Origin of the sequence: Shewanella zhangzhouensis (genome assembly GCF_019457615.1) — a bacterium.
Taxonomy (GTDB): Bacteria; Pseudomonadota; Gammaproteobacteria; order Enterobacterales; family Shewanellaceae; genus Shewanella; species Shewanella zhangzhouensis.
Window position 1 is genome coordinate 1 of record NZ_CP080414.1, and the last position, 26,605, is coordinate 26,605.

Below are 26,605 nucleotides of genomic sequence, written 5' to 3' on the forward strand. Positions count from 1 at the left end.
GTGGCGGTTTCACTTTGGCAACAGTGTATCGGCAGGCTGCAGGATGAGCTTTCTGCACAGCAATTCAGCATGTGGATCAGACCGTTACAGGCCGAAATGGAAGGTGACACCCTGGTGCTTTATGCGCCAAACCGCTTCGTGTTGGATTGGGTGCGCGACAAGTACATCAATTCCATCAACCAATTTTTTACCGAGCAAATGGGGGATAATGCCCCAAAACTGCGCTTTGATATCGGCAGTCGTCCCTCTGCCAAACCTCAAGCTCAGGCTCCTGCCCCTGTTAAGGCCGCTGCGCCTCAGCCCAAGCCAGGCAACAGCTTCGTCAGCCAGCCTGAACCTGCTGTCAGCAATCATCGCAGTAACATCAATCCCACCTATCAGTTTGACAACTTTGTAGAAGGTAAATCGAACCAGTTGGGTAAGGCTGCGGCATTGCAAGTGGCTGAAAATCCAGGCGGCGCTTATAACCCGCTGTTTTTGTATGGTGGTACCGGTCTGGGTAAAACCCACCTGCTGCACGCAGTGGGCAATGGCATTATTAAAAACAATCCCAATGCCAAAGTGGTGTACATGCATTCCGAGCGCTTTGTGCAGGACATGGTCAAGGCGCTGCAAAACAATGCCATCGAAGAGTTCAAGCGTTATTACCGCAGTGTCGATGCGCTCTTTATCGATGACATCCAATTTTTTGCCAACAAAGACAGATCCCAGGAAGAATTTTTCCACACCTTCAACGCGCTGCTGGAAGGCAATCATCAGATCATCCTGACGTCGGATCGCTATCCAAAAGAAATCGATGGGGTAGAAGACAGGCTCAAGTCCCGCTTCGGCTGGGGCTTAACGGTTGCCATTGAGCCGCCTGAATTGGAAACCCGGGTAGCAATTTTGATGCGCAAGGCCCAGGAGAGCGGCATCAACCTGCCCGATGAAGTGGCTTTTTTTATTGCCAAGCGTTTGCGTTCCAACGTGCGTGAGCTGGAAGGCGCCCTGAACCGGGTTATTGCCAACGCGAATTTCACCGGTCGGCCCATCACTATCGATTTTGTGCGCGAAGCACTGCGTGACCTCTTGGCTCTGCAGGAAAAATTGGTCACTATAGACAACATTCAGAAGACGGTGGCCGAATACTACAAAATCAAAATGGCTGACATGTTGTCAAAGCGTCGTTCCCGCAGTGTGGCACGCCCAAGACAAATGGCCATGGCCCTCTCCAAAGAGCTGACCAACCAAAGTTTGCCCGAGATTGGCGATGCCTTTGGTGGCCGCGACCACACGACTGTGCTGCACGCCTGTCGCAAGATCGCCCAGCTGCGCGAAGAGAGCCACGATATTAAAGAAGATTACGCCAACCTGATTCGTACCTTATCTTCCTAAAAGACAGGGATTGGACACGATGAAATTTTCTATTGATAGGGATGCGCTGTTAAAACCGTTGCAGCTGGTAAGCGGAGCGGTGGAAAGACGGCATAATCTGCCTATTCTGGCGAATCTTTTAGTGGAAGTAAGTGGTCACTCACTTAAGATGACCGGCACCGACCTGGAAGTGGAACTCGTGGGTGAAGCCACGGTTCACGGTGATGTTCAGGAAGGCCGCACCACAGTGCCCGCCAAGAAGTTACTGGATATCGTCAAGTCCCTGCCAGAGCAGACCGAAATCAAGGTCGAGCAGCAGGAAAACAAATGGTTGCTGCGCTGCGGTCGCAGCCGTTTCTCTCTGGCAACCCTGCCAGCCGAAGAATACCCCAATGTCGAGGCATTCCGCCCGGACATCGAATTTACCCTAAAGCAGGGCACCCTCAAGTCGCTTATCGACTCCACTCAGTTTTCCATGGCAAACCAGGATGTGCGTTACTACCTTAACGGCCTGTTGATTGAGACTGAGGGTAATGTACTGCGTGCCGTGGCAACCGACGGTCATCGTCTGGCGCTGAGCCATCGCATGATTGAAGCCTCATTGCCTGAGAAGCAGGTGATTGTACCCCGTAAGGGTGTGGTGGAACTGTCGCGCCTGCTCGATGCAGAAGATCAGGACATCACCCTGGCCATCGGTGAGAGCGCTATTCGTGCTACCACTGCCACAGCCGTATTCACCAGTAAGCTGGTGGACGGTCGCTTCCCCGACTATCGTCGGGTGCTGCCCAAGGGCGGTGACAAGATAGTGATAGCCAGTCGTAACCAGCTCAAACAGGCACTGCTGCGGGCGTCGATTCTGTCGAACGAAAAATTCCGTGGCGTGCGTATCCTGCTGGAAGATAGCTTGCTTAAAATCACCGCCAACAACCCCGAGCAGGAAGAAGCCGAAGAAATCATCGACGTGGATTACAACTCCACCACCCTCGAAATAGGCTTTAACGTCTCCTATTTGCTGGATGTGCTCAACAGCCTGCGCTCCGATGAAGTGCGTGTCACCCTCATCGACAGTAACTCCAGTGCCCTGATTGAAAACCACGTGGAAGAAGACTCCATGTACGTGGTCATGCCAATGAGGCTCTAAGACCGTCGTTGACGAGTCTTTGTTGGTATGAGCCTCAGTCGTCTCTCCATCGACGCATTTCGCAATATTGATTCAGCCCAGCTTGCCCCAGGCGCCGGGCTGAATCTTATTTATGGCCATAACGGCAGCGGAAAAACCAGTATCCTCGAAGCTATTTACTTTTTGGGCATGGGCCGCTCGTTCCGAAGTCATTTGTCCCAGCGGGTTATCCAGAACGATGCCGACAGTCTGACGCTGTTTGCGGTAGCCCAAGGGCAGGCCGGAGACAGTCGTATCGGTCTGCGGCGGCATCGCAGTGGCGATACCGAAGTCAAAATCGACGGCGAAAAGGTTAAGCGACTGTCGCAATTGGCGGAAGCTTTACCCATTCAGGTGATCACTCCCGAGAGCTTTTCACTGCTGTTTGAGGGCCCTTCGGCGCGGCGTCAATTTATCGATTGGGGCGCCTTCCATGCCTCCAAACAGTTTCATCTGGCATGGATGAATACACGCAGAATTTTAAAGCAAAGAAATCAGCTGCTTAGAGATGGAGCTAGTTACGAACACATCGCTTTCTGGGATAAGGAATTAATTCGCTATGCCCTTGAAGTCACAGCGATAAGAAACGATTATGTAGGCTCGTTAAATGGCGTGCTTAAGGGTATAATCGGGGAGTTTTTACCCGATGTGGATATCCGGGTTTCTTTCACCCGTGGCTGGGACAGCAAGACCGACTTTGCCGAGTTGCTCCAGACCCAGTATGCGCGGGATTTGGCCATAGGTCATACGGTCAGCGGACCCCATAAGGCAGACCTCAGATTGCGGGTTGGTAATTTGCCCGCACAGGATGCGCTGTCCCGCGGCCAACTGAAACTATTGGTGTGTGCCTTGCGCATTGCCCAGGGCAAGTTGCTCAAGCAACAAATCGATAAACACAGCATCTATTTGGTGGACGATCTGCCCTCCGAGTTGGATGCCAAGCACAGGCAGTTGTTGCTGAAGGAACTGATAGAGACGGGGGCGCAATTGTTTGTCACCGCCATCGAACCTTCAGCCATTGTGGATTCTTTGCCTGTGCCCCCCGACAGGATGTTTCATGTACAGGCCGGCCGGGTAACACAGACTAAATAAGGAAGGGGCAGGCCCCGGGGAGAGGTTATCCCCAGAGTCCTCCCGGTATGTTGACGGGAAGATGCACCCTTCCATAACCGACGAGAGAGAAATATGTCAGAGAATACTTACGATTCGTCGAGTATTAAGGTACTTAAAGGCCTTGATGCAGTACGCAAAAGACCCGGGATGTATATCGGTGACACCGACGATGGCACAGGTCTGCATCACATGGTGTTTGAGGTCGTCGACAACTCTATCGACGAAGCCCTGGCCGGGCATTGCAGCGAAATCACCATCACCATCCATGTGGATGGTTCAGTCTCGGTAAAAGACGATGGCCGTGGTATTCCGGTAGCCATTCACCCTGAAGAAGGGGTGTCTGCCGCAGAAGTGATCATGACGGTACTGCACGCCGGTGGTAAGTTCGACGACAACTCCTATAAGGTGTCTGGTGGTCTGCACGGTGTGGGTGTGTCAGTGGTAAACGCCCTGTCCAAAAAGCTGCAGCTGACCATTCGCCGTGAAGGCAAGGTACACGAGCAGTTTTATACCCATGGTGTGCCTGACGCGCCAATCAAGGTTGTTGGTGATGCCACCAAAACCGGTACCGAAGTACGTTTTTGGCCAAGCGAAGAAACCTTCTCCGACACCCTGTTCCATTTCGATATTCTCGCCAAGCGCGTTCGCGAGCTGTCGTTCCTGAACTCTGGCGTAGGTATTCGTTTGGTTGACGAGCGCGACAACAAAGACGAATTCTTCAAGTATGAAGGTGGTATCAGTGCTTTCGTTGAGTACCTGAACCGCAACAAGACTCCGGTAAACAAGGACATCTTCCACTTCGCCCAGGAGCGCGAAGACGGTATTACCGTGGAAGTGGCCATGCAGTGGAACGATGGTTTCCAGGAAAACATCTACTGCTTTACCAACAACATTCCCCAGCGTGACGGTGGTACCCACCTGGCCGGTTTCCGTGGCGCGCTGACCCGTAACCTCAACAACTACATGGAAGCTGAGGGTTACAACAAGAAGAACAAAACCAATGCCACCGGTGATGATGCCCGTGAAGGTTTGACCGCTGTCATTTCGGTGAAGGTGCCAGATCCCAAGTTCAGCTCCCAAACAAAAGACAAGCTGGTTTCCAGTGAAGTGAAGTCGGCTGTTGAGCAGACCATGGGTGAAAAGCTGGGTGATTACCTGCTGGAAAACCCCACAGACGCCAAACTGATTGTGGGCAAGATCATCGATGCGGCCCGTGCCCGTGAAGCGGCCCGTAAGGCTCGTGAAATGACCCGCCGTAAAGGCGCGTTGGACCTGGGTGGTCTGCCAGGTAAGTTGGCTGACTGTCAGGAAAAAGATCCCGGACTCTCCGAAATCTACATAGTGGAGGGTGATTCGGCCGGTGGCTCTGCCAAACAAGGCCGAAACCGTAAAAATCAGGCGATTCTGCCACTGAAGGGTAAAATCCTTAACGTAGAAAAAGCCCGTTTCGACAAGATGCTGTCTTCTCAGGAAGTGGCGACCCTTATCACCGCCCTGGGCTGTGGCATCGGCCGCGACGAGTACGATCCGGACAAGACCCGTTACCACTACATCATCATCATGACGGATGCTGACGTGGACGGTTCTCACATTCGTACCCTGCTGCTGACCTTCTTCTTCCGTCAGATGCCTGAGCTGATTGAGCGCGGTTACGTGTATATCGCCCAGCCACCACTGTACAAGGTGAAAAAGGGCAAGCACGAGCAGTACCTGAAAGACGATCCGGCCCTGACCGAGTTTTTGACCACAGGTGCACTCGACGGCGCTTCTATTCACCCATCACAGGGTGCGCCCGGCATGAGCGGTGAGCCGTTGGAAAAGCTGGTGAATCAGTACCGTGAAGTGGAAGGCATCATCGCCCGTCTGGATCTGCGTTATCCAGAGGTGCTGACCGACCGTATGCTCTACCACCCAGTGCTGAGCAACGACATGCTGGCGGATCAGGCCAAGGTGCAAGCCTGGTGTGATGCTTTTGTGGCCGATCTGGTTGAGCGTGAAAGCAGCGGCGTACTTTACAACGCCGTGGCCGAGCACGATCCGGAGCGTCAGGTGTACGTACCCAAGGTGATCCTGCGTCGCCACGGTATCGACCACGAGTACCTGTTCAGCTATGACTTCTTCCAATCCAGCGACTATCGCAAGATGGGCGCCCTGGCCAACGCACTCGATGGCCTGATTGAAGAAGGTGGTTACGTACAGCGCGGCGAGAAAGTGAAGCCAGTGACCAGCTTTATCGAAGCCCTCGACTGGCTGGTGGGCGAGTCCAAGCGCGGACTCTACATCCAGCGCTATAAGGGGCTGGGTGAGATGAACCCAGAGCAGCTGTGGGAAACCACCATGGATCCTGAGAGCCGCCGTATGCTGCAGGTGACCATTGAAGACGCCATTGCCGCCGATCAGCTGTTTACTTGTTTGATGGGTGACCAGGTTGAGCCGCGCCGCGACTTTATTGAAGCCAACGCCCTGAACGTGGCCAACCTCGACGTCTAATCGTCCGCTTCGGAACAAAAAAGGGAAAGCAGCTGCTTTCCCTTTTTTATACGCCCGATGCCACCAGGTAGAAGTATTCGCCGAATTCTGCAGATTTGTCATAGGAAGCAGCGGTGCTTCTGAATGTCCACCAGCTTTCATCCACCATTTCTTTAAAGATTTTGTCCCAACCCTTGGGTATCAACTCAAAGCCTCTTATTTCGCAGGTCTTCTTTTTACAGTTGATGGCCTGAATTTCCACGTCACCCGACTGGGCATGGGTCAGGATAAAGTCACTGATCTGTTGTTCCATTACCACGGCCCAATCATCATCTTTGGGTTCGGTTTGAAGAGTGATGAACAGCTCTGCAAGCATTCCTTGCTGTTTTGCCATCAGAGCGGCGAAAGGCGCTGGCAGGTAGCGCTCGGCATCCTCAACCGCCACTGTGTCGGCCCTTTTGTCGGGCGAATTATTCTGCATAGAGTCTTGGGCGGCATCGGTACTTGCCGTAAGAGCTTTGGTCTCGGCCGCCTCCTTATGGAGTGCTTCTTTTAAATAGTCATTTTCGCTCTGCAGTGCTGCGATGGTGAGCTGCAATGCGGCAATCGTTTCTGTGCTTTTATCACCCGCGTCGCTGCTGCCTGTGTTATCGGTGTGCGTTTGGACTGAGGCGGGCGGCTGAGCGGGATTTGGCTTTTCTGCAACTGCGGGCGGCATGAGCGGTTGTAAAGCCGTTATGGCGGCGGTCGGCTGTTTGCTGACAACATAGCCCAGAGCTACCCCTGCCATCAAACACACGCCACTCTGGAGCCAGGATTGTTTCACTATCACGGTATGCCTCCATGCATTTTAAAGCCATTCAATAAGTTAACTAGAAAATTACTTTGATAGGCTGCCGTTTTCAACAGTACCGATGTTCATGGCTGTCGCTAAAATGCGGCGCTTTGCACTTGCCCGTTAAAGTCGAAACACTCTTGTATTCGGCGCTGCTGGACCGCTGACAGGCTGTCTGGGGCGAATAAACCATATTCACTGTGCTCTGGGCTCAGGATGATATGCGGGCTTGTCAGGCGGGCGCGAAAGATGAAGGTCTGCGAGTTATAGACCGAGTGAAAATACACGCCACTGAGATAGTCGATAATGACTTGCTGCCCGAGTTCCTCCAGACATTCGCGCATCAGTGCCTGATGTATGGTTTCGCCCGGCTCCAGGGCGCCGCCTGGAAGGCCCCAATGGCGGTTGCCATAATTTGCCTTGAGCAGTAGCACCTTACCTTCGTCGTTGGTGATAACCCCATGACAGCTCAAGCGAAAGGTATCGTCGAAGGCCATCAGTGGGTGACTCCGGCGCTCTCGTGGATGTCGTTGGCCGTGGTGACGGCGGTGGCCAGCATCAACCGTAGGCCATGGATAACGGTTTCCAGCGCCATTGACGGCGTGCCCGGTAGCCGCGAGGCTTGTTCGGGTGCCAGCGGAATATGCAAAAAGCCGCCGCGGCATTCTGGGGTTTGGCTTAGCTGATGCAGCATGCCATAGAGCACATGGTTGCAGACAAAGGTGCCTGCGGTATTAGACACGGCCGCAGGGATCCCGGCTTCGCGCAGGTCGCGCACCATGGCCTTGATGGGCAGGGTGGCGAAGTAGGCCGCCGGGCCACCGGCTATCACGGGTTCATCGATGGGCTGCTGGCCGCGATTATCGGCAATTCGGGCATCGTCGATATTGATGCCAATACGCTCAAGGGTCAGCTCACTGCGTCCGCTTGCTTGGCCAACACACAGCACCAGGGCTGGCTGGTGGTAATCGATGGCTTCGGTCAGTTGCCTGAGTGCATCGTGGAACACGCAGGGCAGCTTGATGGCCTTAATCCTGTGGCGACAGATAAGCTCACCATCGAGGTTTTTTACCGCCTCCCAGGATGGGTTAATCACCTCGCCGCCAAAGGGTTCAAATCCGGTGAGCAAAATCAGTGGCACGGGTTTCATAATGGGCTCGCTCAGTCAAAAACGATGAAATACATCAGGAATATGTTGGTGGTCAGCAGTGCCAGCGCCGTGGGTATCTGCACCTTGATGACCTGATACTTGTCATCGAGGTCGAGTAAGGCCGCTGGCACTATGTTGAAATTGGCGGCCATGGGTGTCATCAGGGTGCCACAATAACCGGAGTACATGCCAATGGCCATCAGGGGCGCCGGGCTGGCGCCTTGACCCTCAATCAAAAACGGCAGGGCGATACCGGCGGTCATTACCGGGAAGGCGGCAAAGGCATTGCCCATGATCATGGTAAAGAGTGCCATCCCCACACAGTAAATCACCACCAGCCCGAATCGATTATTGGGGTCAACAAACAGACTGACCAGCGCCTTGATGCTGTCGCCGGTTTGCGCCACCACAAACACGCCACCCAGCATAGCCAACATTTGTGGCAGAATTGCGGCCCAGCCGATACTGTCCACCAATCGACGAGACTCTGCTACGGCCTTGAGTGGGTTATCGCCGGTCAGGCGCCAGCCCACCAGCAGGGCAACACCGCATGCCAGCGCCAGCGCCGCCAGGGTTTGATGTTTGGGGTCGAGCAGGAGCACTTCACCGAAACTGACCCCCGCAAGCAGCAGAGTAGCCGCAACCGTTAGCAGGGGGATAAGCAGCGCCGGCAGAAAGAGCTTATTGCCGAGTCGCTCGGCGCTGGCCGTTTTCTCGGCCGGGCTTGTTTCCTGATAATTGCCAAGGCTGACCCGGCCCATTCCCGCCAGTAAGGCGATACCAATCACCATGGTGCCCGCAATCTGGTGCGCCTGTTTGGTGCCCAGGGTATTCACCGCCAGGTCGCCAAACAGGAACAGGCTGCCGAACAGACCCCAAAACAAGGCTGTGGTCAGCCGTTTGGGATGTTGTTTGTCTCTCAGGGTCAGTATCACCAATATGGCCACCACAAGCCCAATCAGCAGGTAGATATCGTCGATGCTGATAAGGCTCATGCTTGCGCCTCCTGTTGATTGGCGTCTTCCTTCGCTTGCCATTGGGCGATATCGCGGCGAATGCCTGCTTCCAGCCTTGAGAGCCTGAACAGATGAATAATGAGCGCCGCTATGGCGGTGGGAATGGCCCACAGGCCTATGTGTAATGGCTCGACACCCGCAATGCCGTTTTCTTTGAGGAAGGCATCCATCAGCAGCACCGCGCCGAAGGCGATAAAGATATCTTCACCAAAGAACATGGCCACGTTGTCACAGGCTGCTGCGTGGGCGGCGATTTTGTCGCGTATGGGTTTGGGCAGTGGCCCGTAGGCATTGATGGCAGCGGCTTCGGCCATCGGGGCCAGCAGGGGTCTTACCGTTTGGGCGTGGCCGCCAAGGCTTAACAGCCCCAGCGCGGCGCTGGCTTCCCGCACAACAAAGTAGAGCGACAAAATGCGCGCCGTGGTGGCGCTTTTTATCGTGGCAATCCAGCCCTTAGCTCGCTCCCTAAGTCCGTGCCGCTCCAGCAGGGCTATCACCGGCAGGATCAGCAGAAAAGACGCCAGCTGGCGGCTGGAGAGAAACTTCTCGCCAAAGGTCTCCAGCAAGGCAAGGGCATCCATACCCACGGCCCAGCCGGTAATCAGCCCCGCGAGGGTAACAACCAACGAGGGGTTGAATCTCAATGCGAAGCCCAGCACCACCACGGGTATTCCAATCAGCGGCCAGTAGTTGAGGGCCAGCAGCTCATTCAGCATGGCTCGCCTCCAGCAATACCCTTATGCGTTGGGCAAACTGCAACGCTTCGGGATTATCGCCGTGCAGGCACAGGGTATCGGCCCTTAACCTAAGTGGAGTGCCATCGATACTGGTGATGCTACCCGACATTAATTCCAGCACCTGCGCCAGCGCTTCGGCTTGGTTGTGGATTACGGCGCCCGGTTTTTGCCTCGATACCAGAGTCGCGTCGGCCTCGTAGCGGCGGTCAGCAAAGGCCTCCGCCTGCACCTTAAGGCCTGCCTCACGGGCCCATTGCAGCAGTGGGCTCGCCGCCAACCCCATTAATACCAGCCCGGAGTCGACGGCCTGTATCGCCTCGATAAAGTATGTGGCCAACTCTTTGTCGAAAGCGGCCTGATTGTAGAGGGCGCCATGGGGTTTCACGTGAAACATCGCAGCATCTTCTTCATCGCAAATCTGCTTCAAGGCCTGGATTTGGGCGATAAGGCTGGTGGTCAGCTCGGTGGCATCCATGTTCATCGGCAAGCGGCCAAAGTTGGCTCTGTCGGGGAATGACGGATGGGCGCCAATCAGGCAGCCGTTTTCCATGGCAAGCTTCACCGTGGCGCGCATGCTGTTTGAGTCGCCGGCATGACCGCCACAGGCAATATTGGCGGCATCCACCAGCGCGAGTATCTCGGCATCAAAGGGATAACCTTCGCCCACATCGGCATTTAACTGAAGACTAGCCATGGGCTTCTCCGCTGCCCAGGGCACGGCCGAGGCGATTAAAATATTGTTTCCAGCGTTCACAGGCCGCCAGCGCTTCGGCGCGGTCGACCAACACAAATTGCAGTGATTGCCCTGGCCGCGCCTGGGCGAGCTTCCACAGATCGGCCTCAATTACTGTGGCCACAATTGGATAACCACCGGTGGTTTGCGCATCGTTTAACAGCACTATGGGTTGTCCCGATGGCGGCAGTTGAATGGCCCCGGGGAACACGCCCTGGGAGGCCATCTCCAGAGGCGCCTTCAGGCGCAGCGCTGGCCCCTCGAGTCTGGCACCCATACGATTGCTGCTTGGCTGCAGTTGCCACGTTGACTCTGTGAGTATTGAGGTTTCGGCGAGCAGGGGATATTGCGGCCCTGGCAACACCCTTATCTGATTGTCCCAGGGGCTTTGCATAGCGCCTACCTGATGCTTCAGCGGCCGTTCTGGCCCAAGCTCAAGTCGGTCGCCGGACCTCAGTGCTCGTCCTTCAAGACCGCCCAGACCACTGGATAAATCTGTGCTGGCCGAGCCCATAAACAGGGGCACCTGAATACCGCCGTCCACCGCCAAATAGGCTCGCATTCCCGCCTTGGGGCCGCGCAGGCTAAGTGTCTGCCCGGCTTTAATCAGGCTGCGCCAACCACTCCAGACCGGCTTGGTATCGATTCGGGCATCGAAGTCGGCACCTGTGAGTGCAATCCAGGCATCGCGGTTAAATCTAAGACTCGACTGACCCAAAGCAAACTCGAGGCCAGCAGTGTTATCCGGATTCCCCAGCAACCGGTTGGCGAGCAGCAGAGCCTGACGGTCCAGCGCGCCACTGCGGGGCAGGCCCAGATGGGCAACGCCGCTGCGGCCGAGGTCCTGCACCGTGGTTTGAATGCCTGCCAGCATCACTTCAAGCATAGTGCCCTCTCTCGACAAAAATCACTCTGTCGCCTGGTGACAGCAGGCAAGGGGAGTTGGCGGTGGCATCAAATAGCTGCGTATGAGTTCTACCTATGAGATGCCAGCCGCCTGGGGCCGTGCAGGGATAAATGCCTGTTTGAGCACCACCTATTCCGACGCTGCCGGCGGGAACCGCTTGCCTGGGTGTGGCCAGTCTGGGAGTGTGCAGTGTATTTGACAGGCCACTTAGGTAGGGAAATCCGGGTAAGAATCCGATAAAGAGGACCCGATAATTGCCTTGGGTGTGGAGACGAATGATGTCCCGGCTATTCAGTCCGTGCCGGGTGGCCAATGATTCCAGGTCGGGGCCAGCTTCGCCACCGTAACTGACAGGAATAATATGCTCGCGTCCTTTATGAATATCAGTGCTGGCGGTGCGATGAAACTCCGCCTCTAACCAGCGACACCACAGCTCGGGGTCCTGATTGTCACTCAGTCTTAACGTCAGGTTGTTCATCCCGGGCACGGTTTCCAACACGCCGTCTCGGTCCCGGCACTTATTGGCCAGCTGCCAGATACGGCTCTGGATCTGCAGACAAACCTCGGGGTCTGACGAAAGCGGCAAGCCAAGGAATACCTGATACTCACCCAAAACCGAGATTTGGGGAGAAAGAGACTGCATGGGGGATATTCCTTAAGCCAAACATCTTCTGAACCTAAAAAAAGCCCCCACCAGTGTCAATAAATTGATCCATAAATGTTGTTTTATTTGGGGTTTGTTAAGTTGGGGTTCAGCTGCACTATCCTGGGTTGCCGTCACGTATCTGTGACGAACAGGGCTGGCAATTTCTGACTGAAAGCCTAGTATTTAATCTTGAACTTCTGCCATAACCTGCCTGATAAATCGGGTTTTTCATTGGAAGGAAACTTTCCTTAATGCGGCTTTTCAGCAAGCTTTTCAATATTCGTGACAATACAGTGGTGGAGCGTCCCCGCAGCCTTTCCGGCGAAGGTATAGCCGCTAAGGCCCAAAACCGGGTTGCCGAGAAGATATCTTCAAGCCCCAACGATACCGATACGGTTGCTGCACCTACCGTGGATGTGGAGGCACTCTTTTACAGCCTGCTGTTTGCAACCAGTCATAAAGATACCGGCGGCATTGCCAATAACCTTGAAAAGCGGCTGATCGGCAACGTGGAGTCTGCACTGGCCGACCCCAAGGTGATTGCCGAAAAGGTTTTCAAACTGCCCCACGATTTGATTGAATTGGATAAACAGCTTGCCAATCCGGAGGTCGACACTGATGAGGTGATAGCGCTAATCAAGCGTGACCCGGTGCTCAGTGCAGAGGTGATCCAGCTGTGTAATGCGCCCGCATTTCATCGGGGCGCCAAGGATATAACCAGCTTACAGCAGGCGGTGGTAATTCTGGGGCGCGAACAGCTCAGGCGTTTCGTGAGTGCAGTGAAAGTTAGGGAAGTTGTTGAAATAAAGCCAATTTATTACCGTCGATTCGGCGCTGAGGTATGGCGGCATTCGCTTCAGGTTGCCTATCTGGCCGCCGAGTTGGCCAAAGAGGATCAGGATACCGCCTTTATGCTGGGGCTTATTCACGATGTGGGTAAGATAGCGATTTTTCAGATGTTGCTGGAAGCCTTCGCCAAAGCTGAACCCGGGGAACAGCCAAGATCATGGTTGTTTCGTCAGGTTATGACATCCAAGTCATTGATTTTAAGTGCTGTATTGGCACGATCCTGGCAGCTGCCACCGTTATTTTCCCGTTCTCTAGCAGCATTGGCAAATCCAGACAATATGCCCACAGAACCCCTGCCAAAAGCTATCTGGACAGCTAACTATATCAGTGAGTGTTCCATGTTGTGGCAGGCAGCCAGGCTTAAAGAGGCACAGCTGAACGATTTGCTGGTACGCATAGGCATGGACAGGAAAACCTTTGATCCCCTGCACGAAAAACTCATCCTCTTTACCCGTTGAGAAAGAATTTTAGGCATAAAAAAACGCGCCCTGAGGCGCGTTTTTCTTAACGAGCATTTGCTACTGCTGCATTACTGAAGCAGAGAAATGTCGGCGACGTGCAGGAACTGGTCACGCAGGTTACCAAGCAGTGCCAGACGGTTGTTACGAAGCGCCTGGTCATCGGCCATTACCATCACGTCTTCGAAGAACTGATCCACGCTCTCACGCAGGGCAGCCAGTTCGGTCAGCGCCTGTTGGTAGTTACCGGCAGCAAACAGCGGGGCAATCACAGGTGTGACTTCGGCAAGCTTGTCGGCCAGCGCCTTTTCAGCGGCTTCGCTCAGCAATGCAGCATTGATGCTGCTCGGCAATTCACCTTCCACCTTGGCCAGAATGTTGGACACACGCTTGTTGGCGGCGGCCAGCGCAGCGGCCTGCTCCAGGGTGCGGAAGTGGCTTACCGCCAGGATGCGGTCATCAAAATCCGCAGGGCGGGTTGGACGACGGGCCAGTACAGCGAGGATAACGTCGGTGCTGATGCCTTTGTCCTGATACCAGGCGCGGAAGCGGGCCATCAGGAACTCGAGCACTTCATCAGCAGCCTGGGCATTGCTGAGGTTGGCACCGTGCAATTCGACTGCTTTGGCAATCAAATCAACCAGATCCAGCGGCAACTTGTTCTCTACTATAATACGCAGTACACCAATGGCGGCACGGCGCAGCGCGAACGGGTCGGCAGCGCCTTTAGGCGCCTGACCGATACCGAAGATGCCAGACAGGGTGTCGAGCTTTTCAGCCAGTGCCACGGCGCAGGAAACACCGGCGCTAGGCACGCTGTCGCCACTGAACTTGGGCTTGTATTGCTCTTCCAGTGCCACAGCAACGGCTTCGGCCTCACCGTCGAGACGCGCATAGTGCATGCCCATGGTGCCCTGGGTGTCGGTGAATTCCATCACCATGTTGGTCATCAGGTCGCACTTTGACAGGAGACCTGCTCGGGCGGCGTCTTCGCTGCTGGCGCCAATTTGACCGGCGATAAAGCCGGCGAGGGCAGAGATGCGCTCGGCACGGTCTTTCAGGGTGCCCAGTTGCTTCTGGAATACTACGGTATCCAGGCTCGCCAGGCGGCTAGCAAGAGTGTGCTTCTTGTCGGTGTTGAAGAAGAACTCGGCGTCGGCCAGACGTGGGCGAACCACCTTCTCGTTACCGGAGATGATTTGCGCTGGATCTTTGGACTCGATATTGGCCACAAAAATGAAGTTTGGCAGCAGCTTGCCATCGTTTGAGAACACCGGGAAGTACTTCTGGTCGCCCTTCATGGTGTACACCAGAGCTTCGGCAGGCACGGCCAGGAACTTGTCTTCGAAGTGGGCAGTGAGTACCACGGGCCACTCAACCAGCGAGGCCACTTCTTCCAGCAGGCCTTCTTCGATGTCGGCGTTGCCACCAATCTCGGCAGCGGCCTTTTCGGCATCAATCTTGATAAGGGCTTTACGGGCCTGATAGTCGGCGATGACTTTGCCGCGCTCTTTCAGAGCAGCCAGGTAGTTGTCCGCATGATCAAGGCTGAAGCTGGACTCGCCCATAAAGCGGTGGCCGCGGATGATACGGTCAGACTGGATGCCCAGCACCTCACCGGCAATCAGTTCGCTGCCAAGCAGCAGGGTAACTGTGTGCACGGGGCGGATAAACTGAGTGCTGTTGCTACCCCAACGCATTGGTTTGGGGATAGGCAGCTTGTCCAGTGCGCGCTGGGTCATGGCAGGCACCAGTGCTGCTGTTGGCTCACCGGCGACATGGGCACGATAAACCAGCCATTCACCTTTTTCAGTGGCCAGACGCTCGGCTTCGGCTACGGTAATACCGTTACCACGGGCCCAGCCTTCCGCGGCCTTGGTGGGGTTACCTTCGGCATCGAAAGCGGACTGCACGGCAGGGCCGCGCTTTTCAACGACTTTATCTTCCTGAGCGGTGGCCAGACCCTTAACGTACAGGGCCAGACGACGTGGAGCGGCATACCATTCTATAGATTCAAATGGCAGTTCGGCCTTGGTCAGTTCTTCGCTGAAGTTGGCCTGAAAGGATTCGGCCAGGGTGCGGAGCGCTTTCGGTGGCAGCTCTTCGGTACCGATTTCGATGAGCAGGTTTTCGAATTTCATTTAATCTTCCTCTTATTTGCACATCGGGAAGCCGAGGGCTTCACGGGCCTTGTAGTAGGCTTCGGCAACTGCCTTGGCCATGGTGCGCACACGCAGAATGTAGCGCTGACGCTCGGTCACAGAGATAGCGTGACGAGCATCCAGCAGGTTGAACGCGTGTGAGGCCTTCATGACTTGCTCGTAAGCGGGCAGAGGCAGAGGAGTTTCCAATGACAACAAATGCTGACAGGCTTTTTCGCATTGGTCGAACATGCCGAACAGGAAGTCCACGTCGGCGTGCTCAAAGTTATAGGTAGATTGTTCTACTTCGTTCTGGTGGAACACATCGCCGTAGGTGATGCGACCCATAGGGCCATCGGTCCATACCAGATCGTAAACGCTGTCTACGCCCTGGATGTACATGGCCAGACGCTCGAGACCATAGGTGATTTCACCGGTCACTGGGCTGCATTCGATACCGCCCACTTGCTGGAAGTAGGTGAACTGAGTCACTTCCATGCCGTTGAGCCACACTTCCCAGCCCAGACCCCAGGCGCCCAGTGTTGGCGATTCCCAGTTGTCTTCCACGAAGCGAATGTCGTGGATTTGGGTGTCGATACCCAGGGCTTGCAGCGAGCCTAAGTAGAGTTCCTGAATGTTGTCAGGGGATGGCTTCAATACGACCTGGAACTGGTAGTAGTGTTGCAAGCGGTTCGGGTTTTCACCGTAGCGACCATCGGTTGGGCGGCGTGAAGGCTGCACATAGGCGCTGCTCATTGGCTCGGGACCGAGGGCGCGCAGGAAGGTCTGAGGGTGGAAGGTGCCGGCACCGACTTCCATATCCAGTGGTTGGACAATGGCACAGCCTTGCTGAGCCCAGTAATCCTGCAGGGTCAAAATAAAGCCCTGGAATGTCTTTACGTCGTATTTCGTCGTCATGTCTACTGCTGTCAGCTGAAAATAGAAAATGGGTTCGATTATACCTTGTAGATCTGTGCTTATGTAGGCTATTTTTTAGCGAATTTTGGGCTAAAACACAGGGAAAGATGATGGCAGACAGTAGGAATCGGTGCGCTTGGGTAGGGAACGATAGCCTGTATCAGCAGTATCACGACGAGGTTTGGGGCAGGCCGGTATACGATGCCAGGGAACTCTTCGCCAAGTTATGTCTCGATGGGCAGCAGGCAGGTCTTTCCTGGATCACCATCTTAAAGAAGCAGGCAAATTACGAAGCCGCCTTTGCCAACTTTGAACCTGCCATCATTGCCAATTTCGATGAGGCCAAGGTGGAGGAGTTAATGCAAAATCCCGGGATTGTGCGTAACCGTGCCAAGGTCAACTCCATCATACGTAATGCCCGTGCGTACCTTAACTACGTGGAAGCAGGCAATGATTTTGCGGCTTTCTTATGGAGTTTTGTTGGCGATAAACCCATAGTGAATCACTTTGGCGCTATTTCCGAGGTGCCTGCGCAGACGCCAGAATCAGAGGCCATGTCCAAGGCGCTCAAGAAGCTTGGTTTCAACTTTGTTGGGCCAACCATTTGCTATGCTTTTATGCAGGCCGTCGGCATGGTGAATGACCACACGGTTGATTGCCATTGCTACCAAAAGTATTGATGTTGGAAGCGACTGGCCAGCCCATAAAAAAGGTGTTCCACGTGGAACACCTTTTTTGTTTTCAGAAATCATCTGCTGAGAGGAAGAGGAGATGATTTTGGGAACACAGGTTAGATTTCTTCGAAGAAGAAAGGCTGACGCTGGCGCTTGTCACCGTTAAGCTGATTCATGGATTCGGCATCATAGAGTTTGCCGTTAACCATGGTGTGGGTCACTTTATCGGTTACACGGATATCGGCCAGTGGGTCGCCATCGATAACGATGAGGTCAGCCAGCTTACCTTCACTGATTGAACCTAATTGATGATCCATGGCAAAGGTCTTGGCTGGGTAGATGGTTGCTGTCTTCAGCACTTCCATGTTGCTCATGCCGCCTTGGGCAAACATCCACATTTCCCAGTGCGCTGCCAAGCCTTCACGCTGACCGTGAGCACCTATGTTGGGATGTACGCCAACATTGTTCAGCTCGTTGGCCACACGGGCGACATTGAAGTGGTTGTAATGGCCTTCTGGCGCCGTAGGGCGACGCATAGAGCGGGCCTTGAGCAGATCCCCCGGTACGAACTTGGACAAACGTGGGTGAGCCCATACATCTGTCTTATCGTACCAATAGTTTTCACCTGAAATACCACCATAGGCAACGACGAGTGTTGGGGTATAGCTAACCTTGGTCTGACTCCAAAACTGTTTAATGTCGTTGTAGATGGCGCCCGCTGGCAGAGAGTGTTCTACCGTAGTGTGGCCATCGGCAATCATGGTGAGGTTATGTTGCAGCAAACTGCCGCCCTCAGGCACAACCATCATTTCCAATTCGCGTGCGGCGGCTATCACCTGCTGACGCTGGTTACGGCGCGGTTGGTTGTAGCTTTTCACGCTGAATGCACCAACTTTCTTCAGGCGTTCCAGGTGGAACTTGGCATCATCAACAGAATCGATATGGCTGGTGTAACCGGGCAGGTTAGCGCCGTAAAGAATAGTGCCGGTTGAGAAGATACGCGGGCCAACAATCTTACCGGCCTTTTGCTGCTCGGACGCGGCAAAAATTTCAGTAGTATCGTTTGATGGGTCATGGATGCTGGTTACACCCAGTGACAGGCCTGCATAAAGATTCCAGTTCTGCTGAGGAATGATTTCATCTTCACCTTGAGCACCGTGTGCGTGGGCATCAAATAGACCCGGCATAATCGTCTTGCCACTGATATCGATAACTTCAGCTGACGCTGGGATGGTTACTGTATCTTTACTGCCTACAGCTGAAATTTTGTTATCTGTTATTATCACCACTCCATTATCGAACACCTGGTCGTTGTCCATGGTAATCACTTTGCCGCCGACAAAGGCAATGGTTCCACGTGGAACATCGGCCTTCTGTTCGAAGCTAATATTGGTGATCGTTGGCTGAGGTTTTGATGCTGCATCTGCCTTGGCGCTATAGCTGCTATCGATTGGCATTTGATACAGTTCGGGGCCAAGGGTCCAGTACAGCTGATTGCTCTTGCTGTTCCAGCTTAAGCTTTCACCGGCGCGAACACTCAGCTGCGTTACAGGCAGATTGCTGGCCTTGGGGCCAATCTCAATGGTCTCACCGTGTTTGGCAAACGGGGTTACCCAAACTTTAAAACGCTCGGCAAACGCCAGTTGTTCACCATCGGGGGAAATGCGGAATTCGGTCGCATGCTTGCTGGTGTAGTGAGTGCGCTTTTCAAAACCATCCAGATTGATAGAGGAGAACTGTGGAGTCTCGCCACTTTCCATAAAGTACACCCGGCCACTATCGGCACCAAACTGTGGCTGGAAGCCTAGCGCGCTGATGCGGGTGTTTTCTTTAGTTTTCAAACTGGCTTTGTAAATACCAGGATCCTTTGACCAGGTCGTTGGGGTGATGTAACCACCGCTGGCTTTGCGGTAAACCAGCAGCTCACCATTGGGCGAGAATACAGGTTCAACATACTTGCCTGGCACCTGAGTTATCTTGGTGGTCTTACGATTACCGAGGCTAATTACCTGTACCGTGCCCTGATCCCTATCGGTCCAGGTGGTAAAGGCCAATTGCCTGCCATCCCGTGACCAGGTCGGGTACAGCTCAGAAATGCCGTCATCCAGTTTGGTTAAACGGCTGACTTTACCTTCGGGTAAGGATTTAACCCAAAGCTTACCCAGTGCCTCATACACCACATGCTTACCGTCAGGTGAAACTTGGGCCATGCGCAGCATTTTTACATCGAAGGTATTGTGATCAAGGTTTTGGGTGTATCGAACCGAGGGTTGCACATCCAGCTGTGTCTTCACGTGGAAGGGCACTTCGGTGATTTTTTTGCTGGATACGTTCAGACGTTGGATCTTGCCCTTGGCCCAAAACAGAATATCGTTACTGTTTTTATCCCAGGCCATGGTGGGGTAAACACCGTGAATAGCCCAGGTTTCCTGCATGTCACGGTCGAGTTCGCCGTACAGCTTATCTTTCGCGCCCGAAGCCAGGTCCAATGAATAGAGAGTGGATTGAAATCCATCGCGCTTGATAAAGGCGAGCTTTTTGCCATCTGGGCTGGGTGTAGGCCGGATTGCACCACCGGTACCTTCAATCAGCACTTCAATCTCACCGGTTTGGGTGTCATAGCGCTTAATTTTGTAGATACCGGCCACGGAATCTTTGGAATAGTGGAAGGTCTTTCCGGGCGTAGCGTCCTGACTGAAATAGATATAACGGCCATCGGGTGAGTAAGCAGGTTCACCCAGGTCTTTCTGATCATTGGGGCGCTCGGTTAGCTGAACACCTTCACCGCCACTGATGTGATACAGCCAGACTTCACCGGCACCCAGACTGCGACTGGCGGTAAAGTGCTTTCGACCCACCAGATACTGGGAATCAGGGCTCCAGGCTGGGCTGTTAATCAGGCGGAAAGTTTCTTTGGTGACTGCGCGTGGGTTTTTACCATCGGCATCCATTACCCAGAGGTTGTCACCACCGTCCTGATCCGAGGTAAACGCAATGTACTTGCCATCAGGGCTGTAAACTGGCTGCATCTGCCAGGCAATACCACTGGCGAGTACTTCAGCTTCACCACCCTTGGCTGGGATGCGGTAGATGTCACCCAGCAGGTCAAAAACTATGTACTTACCATCCGGGCTCAGGCTCAGGTTCATCCAGGTGCCTTCGTTTACATCGACACTGACTTTTTCCAGCGGAGCATTGGTCGGGGCGTTTACTTGCCAGGTTTCGGCGTCGCCGGCGGCATAGGCTGCAGGAGCAAAAGCCAATGCCACCGCAATCATGGTTGGGTGGAGACGGGTCTTGAACATCTGGGTTTCCTAATCGTTATAGTTATTGAGATAAAGACTGAATAATGCAGGCTAGTCCTTAGCGCACGTCAGGTTGTTATCTCATAAATCCAGGATCAGGAAAACCTCATTTCTGTTTCAAATAATAATCTTCAAGGACTCTACTAGAGGCCCTTTTTAATCAGGTATCGATAGGGTGTTACTGACGTATCACTGGCGACCAGGGTATGGTCCATAAACTCGCAAAAGCTCGGAATGTCGCGAGTGGTGGCAGGATCGTCTGCAATAATCAGCAGGGTTTCACCGTCTGCCATGTGGCGCACTGTTTTGCGTACCATCATCACAGGTTCTGGACAACGCAGTCCCAGAGCATCGAGTTGCTTATCGGCTTCGGCAAAAATATTGGTCATAAGAGATCTTGAAAAGAGAGCAATGGTCATTGGGGCAAATTTTACTCCACTCACTGTGGCAACGCCAAGCCAACACTGGATTATGCGGTATCGTGCAAAGTCGATGTTCCACGTGGAACGACTGACGTTAGTGGGAAAAGATTTTTCAACTTTTCGGACAGTGTTCATAATCTCAGCGATTTGGCACCTAAAACGTTCAATCTCACCCCGTACGCAATTCCATGAATAAGCAAATAACCATTTGATAGTTGCAGACTTAAGTTCGATGGCTAGTGTTGCTCGCCATACAAGCAATACACATTTCTGCAGACTATGGAGTAGTGATAAGGCAATGTCGTTTAAAAAGGGGATTTGGTATGGGCTGCTGTGCATTGGCTTATTGCCGTTGGTCATTGCAGGGGTAGTATCGGAGCAGCTTGCCGAGCGGGCTTTGAAAGCTCAGGTATATAACAAGCTGGAAGCTGTGAGGCAGCTGAAGGAAAACCAGCTGACAGAATACTTTGCCGATAATAGAGCCGATCTTAAGATGCTGGCTGCTGCCATAGCCGACATGGTGAGTTTCAGTGATGGCTCCTCTCTTAGACATATTACCCATGCGCATGAGGACTACTTCACCCAAATGGTGAAGGAATATGGCTACTATGACCTGTTTGTCATTGCACCGGATGGCGACTTGGCTTACAGCCATGCAAAAGAATCCGACTATGGAACGAATCTGGTTTCCGGGCCTTACAAAGACACCAACCTCGCGGATCTCTTCAGGAACATATTAGCAAGCCAAAATATTGAAATGGTTGACTTTATGCCATATACCCCCAGTGGGGGACAACCGGCAGCCTTCATTGGGATGCCGGTTGTTTATCATGGGCGCCTAATCGCCGTGGTAGCGCTTCAGCTCTCGATTGACCGCATCAATCAATTAATGAGTCAAAGAGCCGGTATGGGGGATACGGGAGAAAGCTATCTGGTTGGCAGCGACTTTCGTATGCGCTCGGACTCGTTTCTGGACCCAGTGCGCCGCTCGGTCATTGCCAGTTTTGCCGGTTCAGTGGAAGCGAATGGCATCAACACAGTGGCATCCAGAAAAGGCCTGAACGGTGAAAGCGGCATGGAAGTCATAGCCGACTATCAGGGGAATTTGGTGCTGTCGGCATACCGGCCAATCAGCCCCGATTTGGCAGGCAAAATTCGCTGGGCCTTGATTGTGGAAATCGATGAGGCAGAAGCGCTGGAATCTGTTGTGGCTATTAAAAATAGCCTGTGGATAGTTTTGGGGATTTCTGTGCTGGTGGTGGTTGGTTTTGCTAGGCTGATCCTGCGTTCCGTATTACGTCCTTTAGGGGGCGAACCAGCCATTATGCAACAAATTTCAGAACGTGTGGCCGGGGGGGACTTGGCCATCGACTTTTGCCATGCCGAGAAGACAGGTGTGTATCTCGCCATGGAAACCATGTCTCACAATCTTCGAGAGCTGGTCTCACGGATTGTGGGTATTACCGAGCAGCTTTCTGCAGCATCAGAACAAACCCGGGTCGCGAGTGAAGAAACCAATCAGAGTCTGTTTCATCAGCAAGCAAATATTGAACGTGTATCGACATCGATAAATGAAATGACGGCCACCATCGCTGACGTGGCACACAATGCACGACAGGTAGCTGACTCGACTCAGGCGGCGTACGGGTTGTCGCAAATCGCCGACACTCAGGTAAGAAGTAATATAGCTACCATCAATAGTCTGGCTTCTGCGATTACTGAAGCAACCGATGTTATTCGCAACGTGGAACTGCAAAGCCAGGGAATTAGCAAGGTGCTGGAGGTCATCCGTGGCATCGCAGACCAGACCAATTTGCTCGCCCTGAACGCCGCGATTGAGGCGGCCCGAGCGGGAGAACAGGGGCGTGGTTTTGCCGTTGTGGCTGACGAAGTGCGGCAACTGGCACAAAAGACAGCGCAATCGACCCGTGATATCGAAGTGATGATTGCTTTGCTGCAGCAGGGCACACAAAATGCCGTTGGGGTAATGGGGGAAAGTACAGGGCATCTTCAGCAAACGGTCGACAGCGCCGAAGGTACCGCCGAAGCCATACGTAACACTCACATAGAGATAGAGTCTATCGCTGCCAATGCGGAGCAAATTGCCACAGCGGCATCTCAGCAAACGTTGGCGGCAGAGGATATCAGTCAAAGTCTTGCTGTGATAAGCGATGCTGCGGCTGTGAATGCAGCCAGTTCGGAGCAGACGGCCGTTGCCTCCACACAACTCAGTGAGCTTGCCCTGGATTTAAAGAGCATTACTGGCCGCTTTAAAATCTGACGCTGTTTCACGTGAAACAAAAAGCCGACCCAAAGGTCGGCTCTTTACTTACTGCGTTTGGGCGGTGTTACACACGCTCAAACACAGTGGCAATGCCTTGGCCCAAACCGATACACATGGTTGCCAGACCCAGAGTGGCGTCCTTATGTTCCATCAGGTTGATAAGGGTTGTGGAGATACGGGCACCGGAGCAGCCCAGTGGGTGACCCAGGGCGATAGCACCACCATTGAGGTTAACCTTATCGTCCACCACATCCATTAGCCCCAAGTCTTTCACGCAAGGCAGAGACTGAGCAGCAAAGGCTTCGTTCAGCTCAATCACATCCATATCCTGAATGCTGAGACCTGCACGGGCCAGTGCCTTCTGGGTGGCAGGCACAGGGCCATAACCCATGATGGCGGCGTCACAGCCGGCCACGGCCATGGAACGCACCCGGGCACGAATAGTCAGGCCCAGGGCGCGGGCCTTTTCTTCTTCCATCACCAGCATGGCAGCGGCGCCGTCAGACAGTGCAGAAGAGGTACCTGCGGTTACTGTACCATTGGCTGGGTCAAACACGGGGCGCAGACCGGCCAGGGACTCGAGTGTGGTTTCCGGACGGATAACCTCGTCGTAATCCACCTTGATAAGGGCACCGTTGGCATCGTGGCCTTCGATGGCATAAATCTCGTTGGCAAAGCGGCCTTCAACCGAGGCCGCATGGGCACGCTGGTGTGAGCGCACGGCAAACTGGTCCTGCATTTCACGGCTGATACCGTGCAGTTTACCCAGCATTTCGGCAGTCAGGCCCATCATGCCAGAGGCCTTGGCCACATTGGCGGCGAGGCCAGGGTGGAAGTCCACACCGTGGTTCATGGGCACATGACCCATGTGCTCAACACCACCGATGATGAAGGTATCACCCATGCCGGTCATGATGGCACGGGATGCCTGATGCAGAGCTTCCATGGAAGAGCCGCACAGGCGGTTAACGGTCACGGCACCGGCCGTTTTAGGCACGCCAGCCAACAGCGAGGCGTTGCGGGCTATGTTAAAGCCCTGCTCAAGTGTTTGCTGCACACAGCCCCAAATCACATCTTCAATGGTGTTTGGGTCAACACCGGGGTTACGCAGTAACAGGGCTTTCATCAGCTCGGCCGACAGGGTCTCGGCGCGAACATTACGGAATACACCACCCTTGGAACGGCCCATGGGAGTACGGATGCAATCTACGATAACGGCTTGTTTCATTTTGATAATCCTTCCCTAATCAGGCCTTTGGATAGTAGCTGCCATTGTTACTGGCAAGTTCGCGCATGGCGTCGGTAACCTGATACAGGCCGCCCAGGTGGGCATATTTATCGGCCAGTGCCACAAAGTTGGCCACGCCCATGGTATCCAGATAGCGGAATACACCACCGCGGAATGGAGGGAAGCCAAGGCCATACACCAGACCCATATCGGCTTCGGCCGGGCTGGCAACAATACCTTCTTCGAGGCAGCGTACCGTTTCGATGATCATGGGGATCATGGTGCGGGCAATAATTTCTTCGGCGTCGAAGGCTTTTTGAGCACCAAAGGCTTCGGCAAGCATGGTGTAAGAGGCAGGATCCACGTCTTTCTTTGGCTTGCCGCGTTTATCGATACTGTACTGGTAGAACCCCTTACCGTTCTTCTGACCGAGGCGACCAGCTTCGTACATCACATCGATGGCATCTTTACCTGACTTGCCCATGCGGTCCGGGAAGCCTTCTGCCATCACGGCCTGAGCATGATGGCCAGTGTCCAGACCAACAACGTCCAGCAGGTAGGCAGGACCCATTGGCCAGCCAAATTGTTTTTCCATCACCTTGTCGATGGCTGCGAAGTCGCCACCATCGGCCAACAAGCCATTGAAGCCGGCAAAGTAAGGGAAGAGTACACGGTTTACGAAGAAGCCCGGGCAGTCGTTTACCACGATGGGGGTTTTGCCCATCTTGCTGGCATAAGCCACCACGGAAGCGACAGTTTCTTCGCTGGTGTCTTTACCGCGAATGACCTCAACCAGCGGCATCTTGTGTACCGGGTTAAAGAAGTGCATGCCGCAGAAGCGGGCAGGGTTTTTGAGGCTCTTGGCCAGTAAATCGATGGAAATGGTAGAGGTGTTGGAAGCGATGATGGCATCCTCGGCCACTACATTTTCCACATCGGCCAGCACCATGGCCTTAACCTTGGGATTTTCCACCACGGCTTCCACAACGACGTTGACGTCTTTGACAGGGGCGTAGTCCAGAGCCGGGGTGATGTTATTGAGCACCCTGGCCATCTTGTCTGGGGTTGAGCGGCCGCGGGCAACCTGAGCACTCAGCAGTTTGGCAGCTTCGTTCAGACCCAAATCCAATGCGGCCTGATTGATGTCTTTCATGACGATAGGGGTGCCTTTGCTGGCGCTTTGGTAGGCAATACCACCACCCATGATTCCGGCGCCCAATACGGCGGCGTGCTTGATATCCTTCGCCAGTTTGGAGGCTTTTTTCGCCTTGCCTTTTACCAACTGGTCGTTGAGGAAAATACCGATAAGCGCAGTGGCAACATCGGTTTTTGCCAGCTTGATAAAGGCGTTGTGCTCGACGACCAGGGCCTCGGCGCGGCTCATACCGGCTGCTTGTTCAACCACGGACACGGCGGCCATGGGCGCAGGGTAGTGCTTGCCGGCAACGGCATACACCATGCCTTTGGCGGTGGTGAAAGACATCATGGCTTCGAGTTTGGGCAGTGTCAGCGGCGCCTGTTTACGGGCGCGGCGGGCCTGCCAGTCGAGCTTGCCGGCGAGGGCGTCGTTGAGCATCTGAATGGCAGCCGCTTCCAGATTTTCTGGGGCAACTACGGCATCGATTGCACCCAGTTTAAGGGCATCTTCGGGGCGCTGATCTTTACCTGTGGTGATCCACTCCAGTGCGTTATCGGCACCAATCAGGCGTGGCAGGCGTACGGTACCGCCAAAACCGGGGATAAGGCCGAGTTTGGTTTCTGGCAGACCTATCTTGGCGCTGGTATCGGCAACACGGAAATCGGTGGCCAGAATCGCTTCACAGCCGCCGCCCAGGGCGAAGCCCTTGATGGCCGACACGGTTGGGAAAGGCAAGTCTTCCAGCTTGTTGAATACTACGTTGGCCTGGGCTATCCACTCCATCAGCTTGGCGTCTTCTTCGGCGAAGAGGGCCAAAAACTCGGTGATGTCGGCGCCAACGATAAAGGTGTCTTTCCCTGAGGTCAGGACAGCGGCCTTGGCATCAGAGTCTTTGAGAACATCGAGTGCGGCATTGAGGGAGGCGAGGGTTTCACGATCGAACTTGTTTACCGAGCCGGGAGCGTTGAAACACAGCCGGGCAATCTTGTCATCGGTCAGTTCGACCTGGATTGTAGGACTTTGGTAGATCATGTGCTTGCTTTCCTTTTGGTCAGGAATCCATCTGGCGA

The 26,605-nt window shown here is 54.0% G+C and carries 21 protein-coding genes; 7 read left to right on the forward strand and 14 right to left on the reverse strand.

Annotation, left to right across the window (positions count from 1 at the left end):
* The 4 genes from dnaA (at position 1) to gyrB (ending at position 6,115) form a co-directional block, all read left to right on the forward strand.
* Positions 1 to 1,374 carry a chromosomal replication initiator protein DnaA gene (gene dnaA, locus K0H63_RS00005; RefSeq protein WP_220066202.1) on the forward strand — a complete coding sequence of 458 codons (1,374 nt, stop codon included), beginning with the start codon at positions 1 to 3 and terminating at the stop codon, positions 1,372 to 1,374.
* 19 nt (positions 1,375 to 1,393) lie between these two features.
* Entirely contained in the window at positions 1,394 to 2,494 is a 1,101-nt protein-coding gene (gene dnaN / locus K0H63_RS00010) for a DNA polymerase III subunit beta (RefSeq protein WP_220066203.1), read from the forward strand.
* 27 nt (positions 2,495 to 2,521) lie between these two features.
* Positions 2,522 to 3,604 carry a DNA replication/repair protein RecF gene (gene recF / locus K0H63_RS00015; protein WP_220066204.1) on the forward strand — a complete coding sequence of 361 codons (1,083 nt, stop codon included), beginning with the start codon at positions 2,522 to 2,524 and terminating at the stop codon, positions 3,602 to 3,604.
* A 93-nt stretch (positions 3,605 to 3,697) separates the two neighbouring features.
* Positions 3,698 to 6,115 carry a DNA topoisomerase (ATP-hydrolyzing) subunit B gene (gyrB, locus tag K0H63_RS00020; protein ID WP_220066205.1) on the forward strand — a complete coding sequence of 806 codons (2,418 nt, stop codon included), beginning with the start codon at positions 3,698 to 3,700 and terminating at the stop codon, positions 6,113 to 6,115.
* Positions 6,116 to 6,161: 46 nt separating this feature from the next.
* Here gyrB and K0H63_RS00025 read toward each other — a convergent pair whose 3' ends face one another.
* From K0H63_RS00025 to pxpB, 8 genes are all read right to left on the reverse strand, one after another.
* Complete coding sequence (locus K0H63_RS00025; RefSeq protein ID WP_220066206.1) at positions 6,162 to 6,926, reverse strand: hypothetical protein; 765 nt, start codon at positions 6,924 to 6,926, stop codon at positions 6,162 to 6,164.
* 98 nt (positions 6,927 to 7,024) lie between these two features.
* Positions 7,025 to 7,426, reverse strand: coding sequence for an NUDIX hydrolase (locus K0H63_RS00030; RefSeq protein ID WP_220066207.1), 402 nt, complete (start codon positions 7,424 to 7,426; stop codon positions 7,025 to 7,027).
* The gene (gene pcp / locus K0H63_RS00035) at positions 7,426 to 8,079 is read right to left on the reverse strand and encodes a pyroglutamyl-peptidase I (protein ID WP_220066208.1); all 654 of its coding nucleotides are present in this window, start codon (positions 8,077 to 8,079) and stop codon (positions 7,426 to 7,428) included. Before pcp ends, K0H63_RS00030 begins: the two co-directional genes overlap by 1 nt.
* Positions 8,080 to 8,090: 11 nt before the next feature.
* Entirely contained in the window at positions 8,091 to 9,074 is a 984-nt protein-coding gene (locus K0H63_RS00040) for a DUF979 domain-containing protein (protein WP_220066209.1), read from the reverse strand.
* Positions 9,071 to 9,811, reverse strand: a complete 741-nt coding sequence (locus K0H63_RS00045) for a DUF969 domain-containing protein (protein WP_434086739.1) — start codon at positions 9,809 to 9,811, stop codon at positions 9,071 to 9,073. The genes K0H63_RS00040 and K0H63_RS00045 overlap by 4 nt, the downstream gene beginning before the upstream one ends.
* Positions 9,801 to 10,526 carry a 5-oxoprolinase subunit PxpA gene (gene pxpA, locus K0H63_RS00050; protein WP_220066210.1) on the reverse strand — a complete coding sequence of 242 codons (726 nt, stop codon included), beginning with the start codon at positions 10,524 to 10,526 and terminating at the stop codon, positions 9,801 to 9,803. The genes K0H63_RS00045 and pxpA overlap by 11 nt, the downstream gene beginning before the upstream one ends.
* Entirely contained in the window at positions 10,519 to 11,451 is a 933-nt protein-coding gene (locus tag K0H63_RS00055) for a 5-oxoprolinase subunit C family protein (RefSeq protein WP_220066211.1), read from the reverse strand. Before K0H63_RS00055 ends, pxpA begins: the two co-directional genes overlap by 8 nt.
* Positions 11,444 to 12,115, reverse strand: a complete 672-nt coding sequence (gene pxpB, locus K0H63_RS00060) for a 5-oxoprolinase subunit PxpB (protein WP_220066212.1) — start codon at positions 12,113 to 12,115, stop codon at positions 11,444 to 11,446. The genes K0H63_RS00055 and pxpB overlap by 8 nt, the downstream gene beginning before the upstream one ends.
* A 254-nt stretch (positions 12,116 to 12,369) precedes the next feature.
* Between pxpB and K0H63_RS00065 the strand changes: the two genes are divergently transcribed.
* Positions 12,370 to 13,425, forward strand: coding sequence for an HDOD domain-containing protein (locus K0H63_RS00065; protein WP_220066213.1), 1,056 nt, complete (start codon positions 12,370 to 12,372; stop codon positions 13,423 to 13,425).
* A gap of 71 nt (positions 13,426 to 13,496) precedes the next feature.
* Here the strand turns inward: K0H63_RS00065 and glyS are convergent, their stop codons facing one another.
* Together glyS and glyQ are read right to left on the reverse strand one after the other, a co-directional pair.
* Positions 13,497 to 15,566 (reverse strand): glycine--tRNA ligase subunit beta, encoded by a 2,070-nt coding sequence (glyS, locus tag K0H63_RS00070; RefSeq protein WP_220066214.1) that lies wholly within the window; start codon positions 15,564 to 15,566, stop codon positions 13,497 to 13,499.
* A gap of 12 nt (positions 15,567 to 15,578) precedes the next feature.
* On the reverse strand, positions 15,579 to 16,484 hold the full coding sequence (gene glyQ / locus K0H63_RS00075) for a glycine--tRNA ligase subunit alpha (RefSeq protein WP_126168880.1): 906 nt from the start codon (positions 16,482 to 16,484) through the stop codon (positions 15,579 to 15,581).
* 110 nt (positions 16,485 to 16,594) lie between these two features.
* Here glyQ and K0H63_RS00080 point away from each other — a divergent pair, with 110 nt between their 5' ends.
* Positions 16,595 to 17,164, forward strand: coding sequence for a DNA-3-methyladenine glycosylase I (locus K0H63_RS00080; RefSeq protein WP_220066215.1), 570 nt, complete (start codon positions 16,595 to 16,597; stop codon positions 17,162 to 17,164).
* Positions 17,165 to 17,274: 110 nt separating this feature from the next.
* Here K0H63_RS00080 and K0H63_RS00085 read toward each other — a convergent pair whose 3' ends face one another.
* Both K0H63_RS00085 and tusA read right to left on the reverse strand, forming a co-directional pair.
* Positions 17,275 to 20,463, reverse strand: coding sequence for an amidohydrolase family protein (locus K0H63_RS00085; protein WP_220066216.1), 3,189 nt, complete (start codon positions 20,461 to 20,463; stop codon positions 17,275 to 17,277).
* 143 nt (positions 20,464 to 20,606) lie between these two features.
* On the reverse strand, positions 20,607 to 20,852 hold the full coding sequence (gene tusA, locus K0H63_RS00090) for a sulfurtransferase TusA (RefSeq protein ID WP_220066217.1): 246 nt from the start codon (positions 20,850 to 20,852) through the stop codon (positions 20,607 to 20,609).
* A 331-nt stretch (positions 20,853 to 21,183) separates the two neighbouring features.
* Here tusA and K0H63_RS00095 point away from each other — a divergent pair, with 331 nt between their 5' ends.
* Positions 21,184 to 23,166 carry a methyl-accepting chemotaxis protein gene (locus K0H63_RS00095; protein ID WP_220066218.1) on the forward strand — a complete coding sequence of 661 codons (1,983 nt, stop codon included), beginning with the start codon at positions 21,184 to 21,186 and terminating at the stop codon, positions 23,164 to 23,166.
* A 67-nt stretch (positions 23,167 to 23,233) separates the two neighbouring features.
* On the opposite strand, the gene fadA is transcribed toward K0H63_RS00095, so the two are convergent.
* On the reverse strand, positions 23,234 to 24,397 hold the full coding sequence (fadA, locus tag K0H63_RS00100) for an acetyl-CoA C-acyltransferase FadA (RefSeq protein ID WP_220066219.1): 1,164 nt from the start codon (positions 24,395 to 24,397) through the stop codon (positions 23,234 to 23,236).
* Between the two features lie 19 nt (positions 24,398 to 24,416).
* Entirely contained in the window at positions 24,417 to 26,567 is a 2,151-nt protein-coding gene (gene fadB / locus K0H63_RS00105; protein ID WP_220066220.1) for a fatty acid oxidation complex subunit alpha FadB, read from the reverse strand.
* Positions 26,568 to 26,605 lie beyond the last annotated feature (38 nt).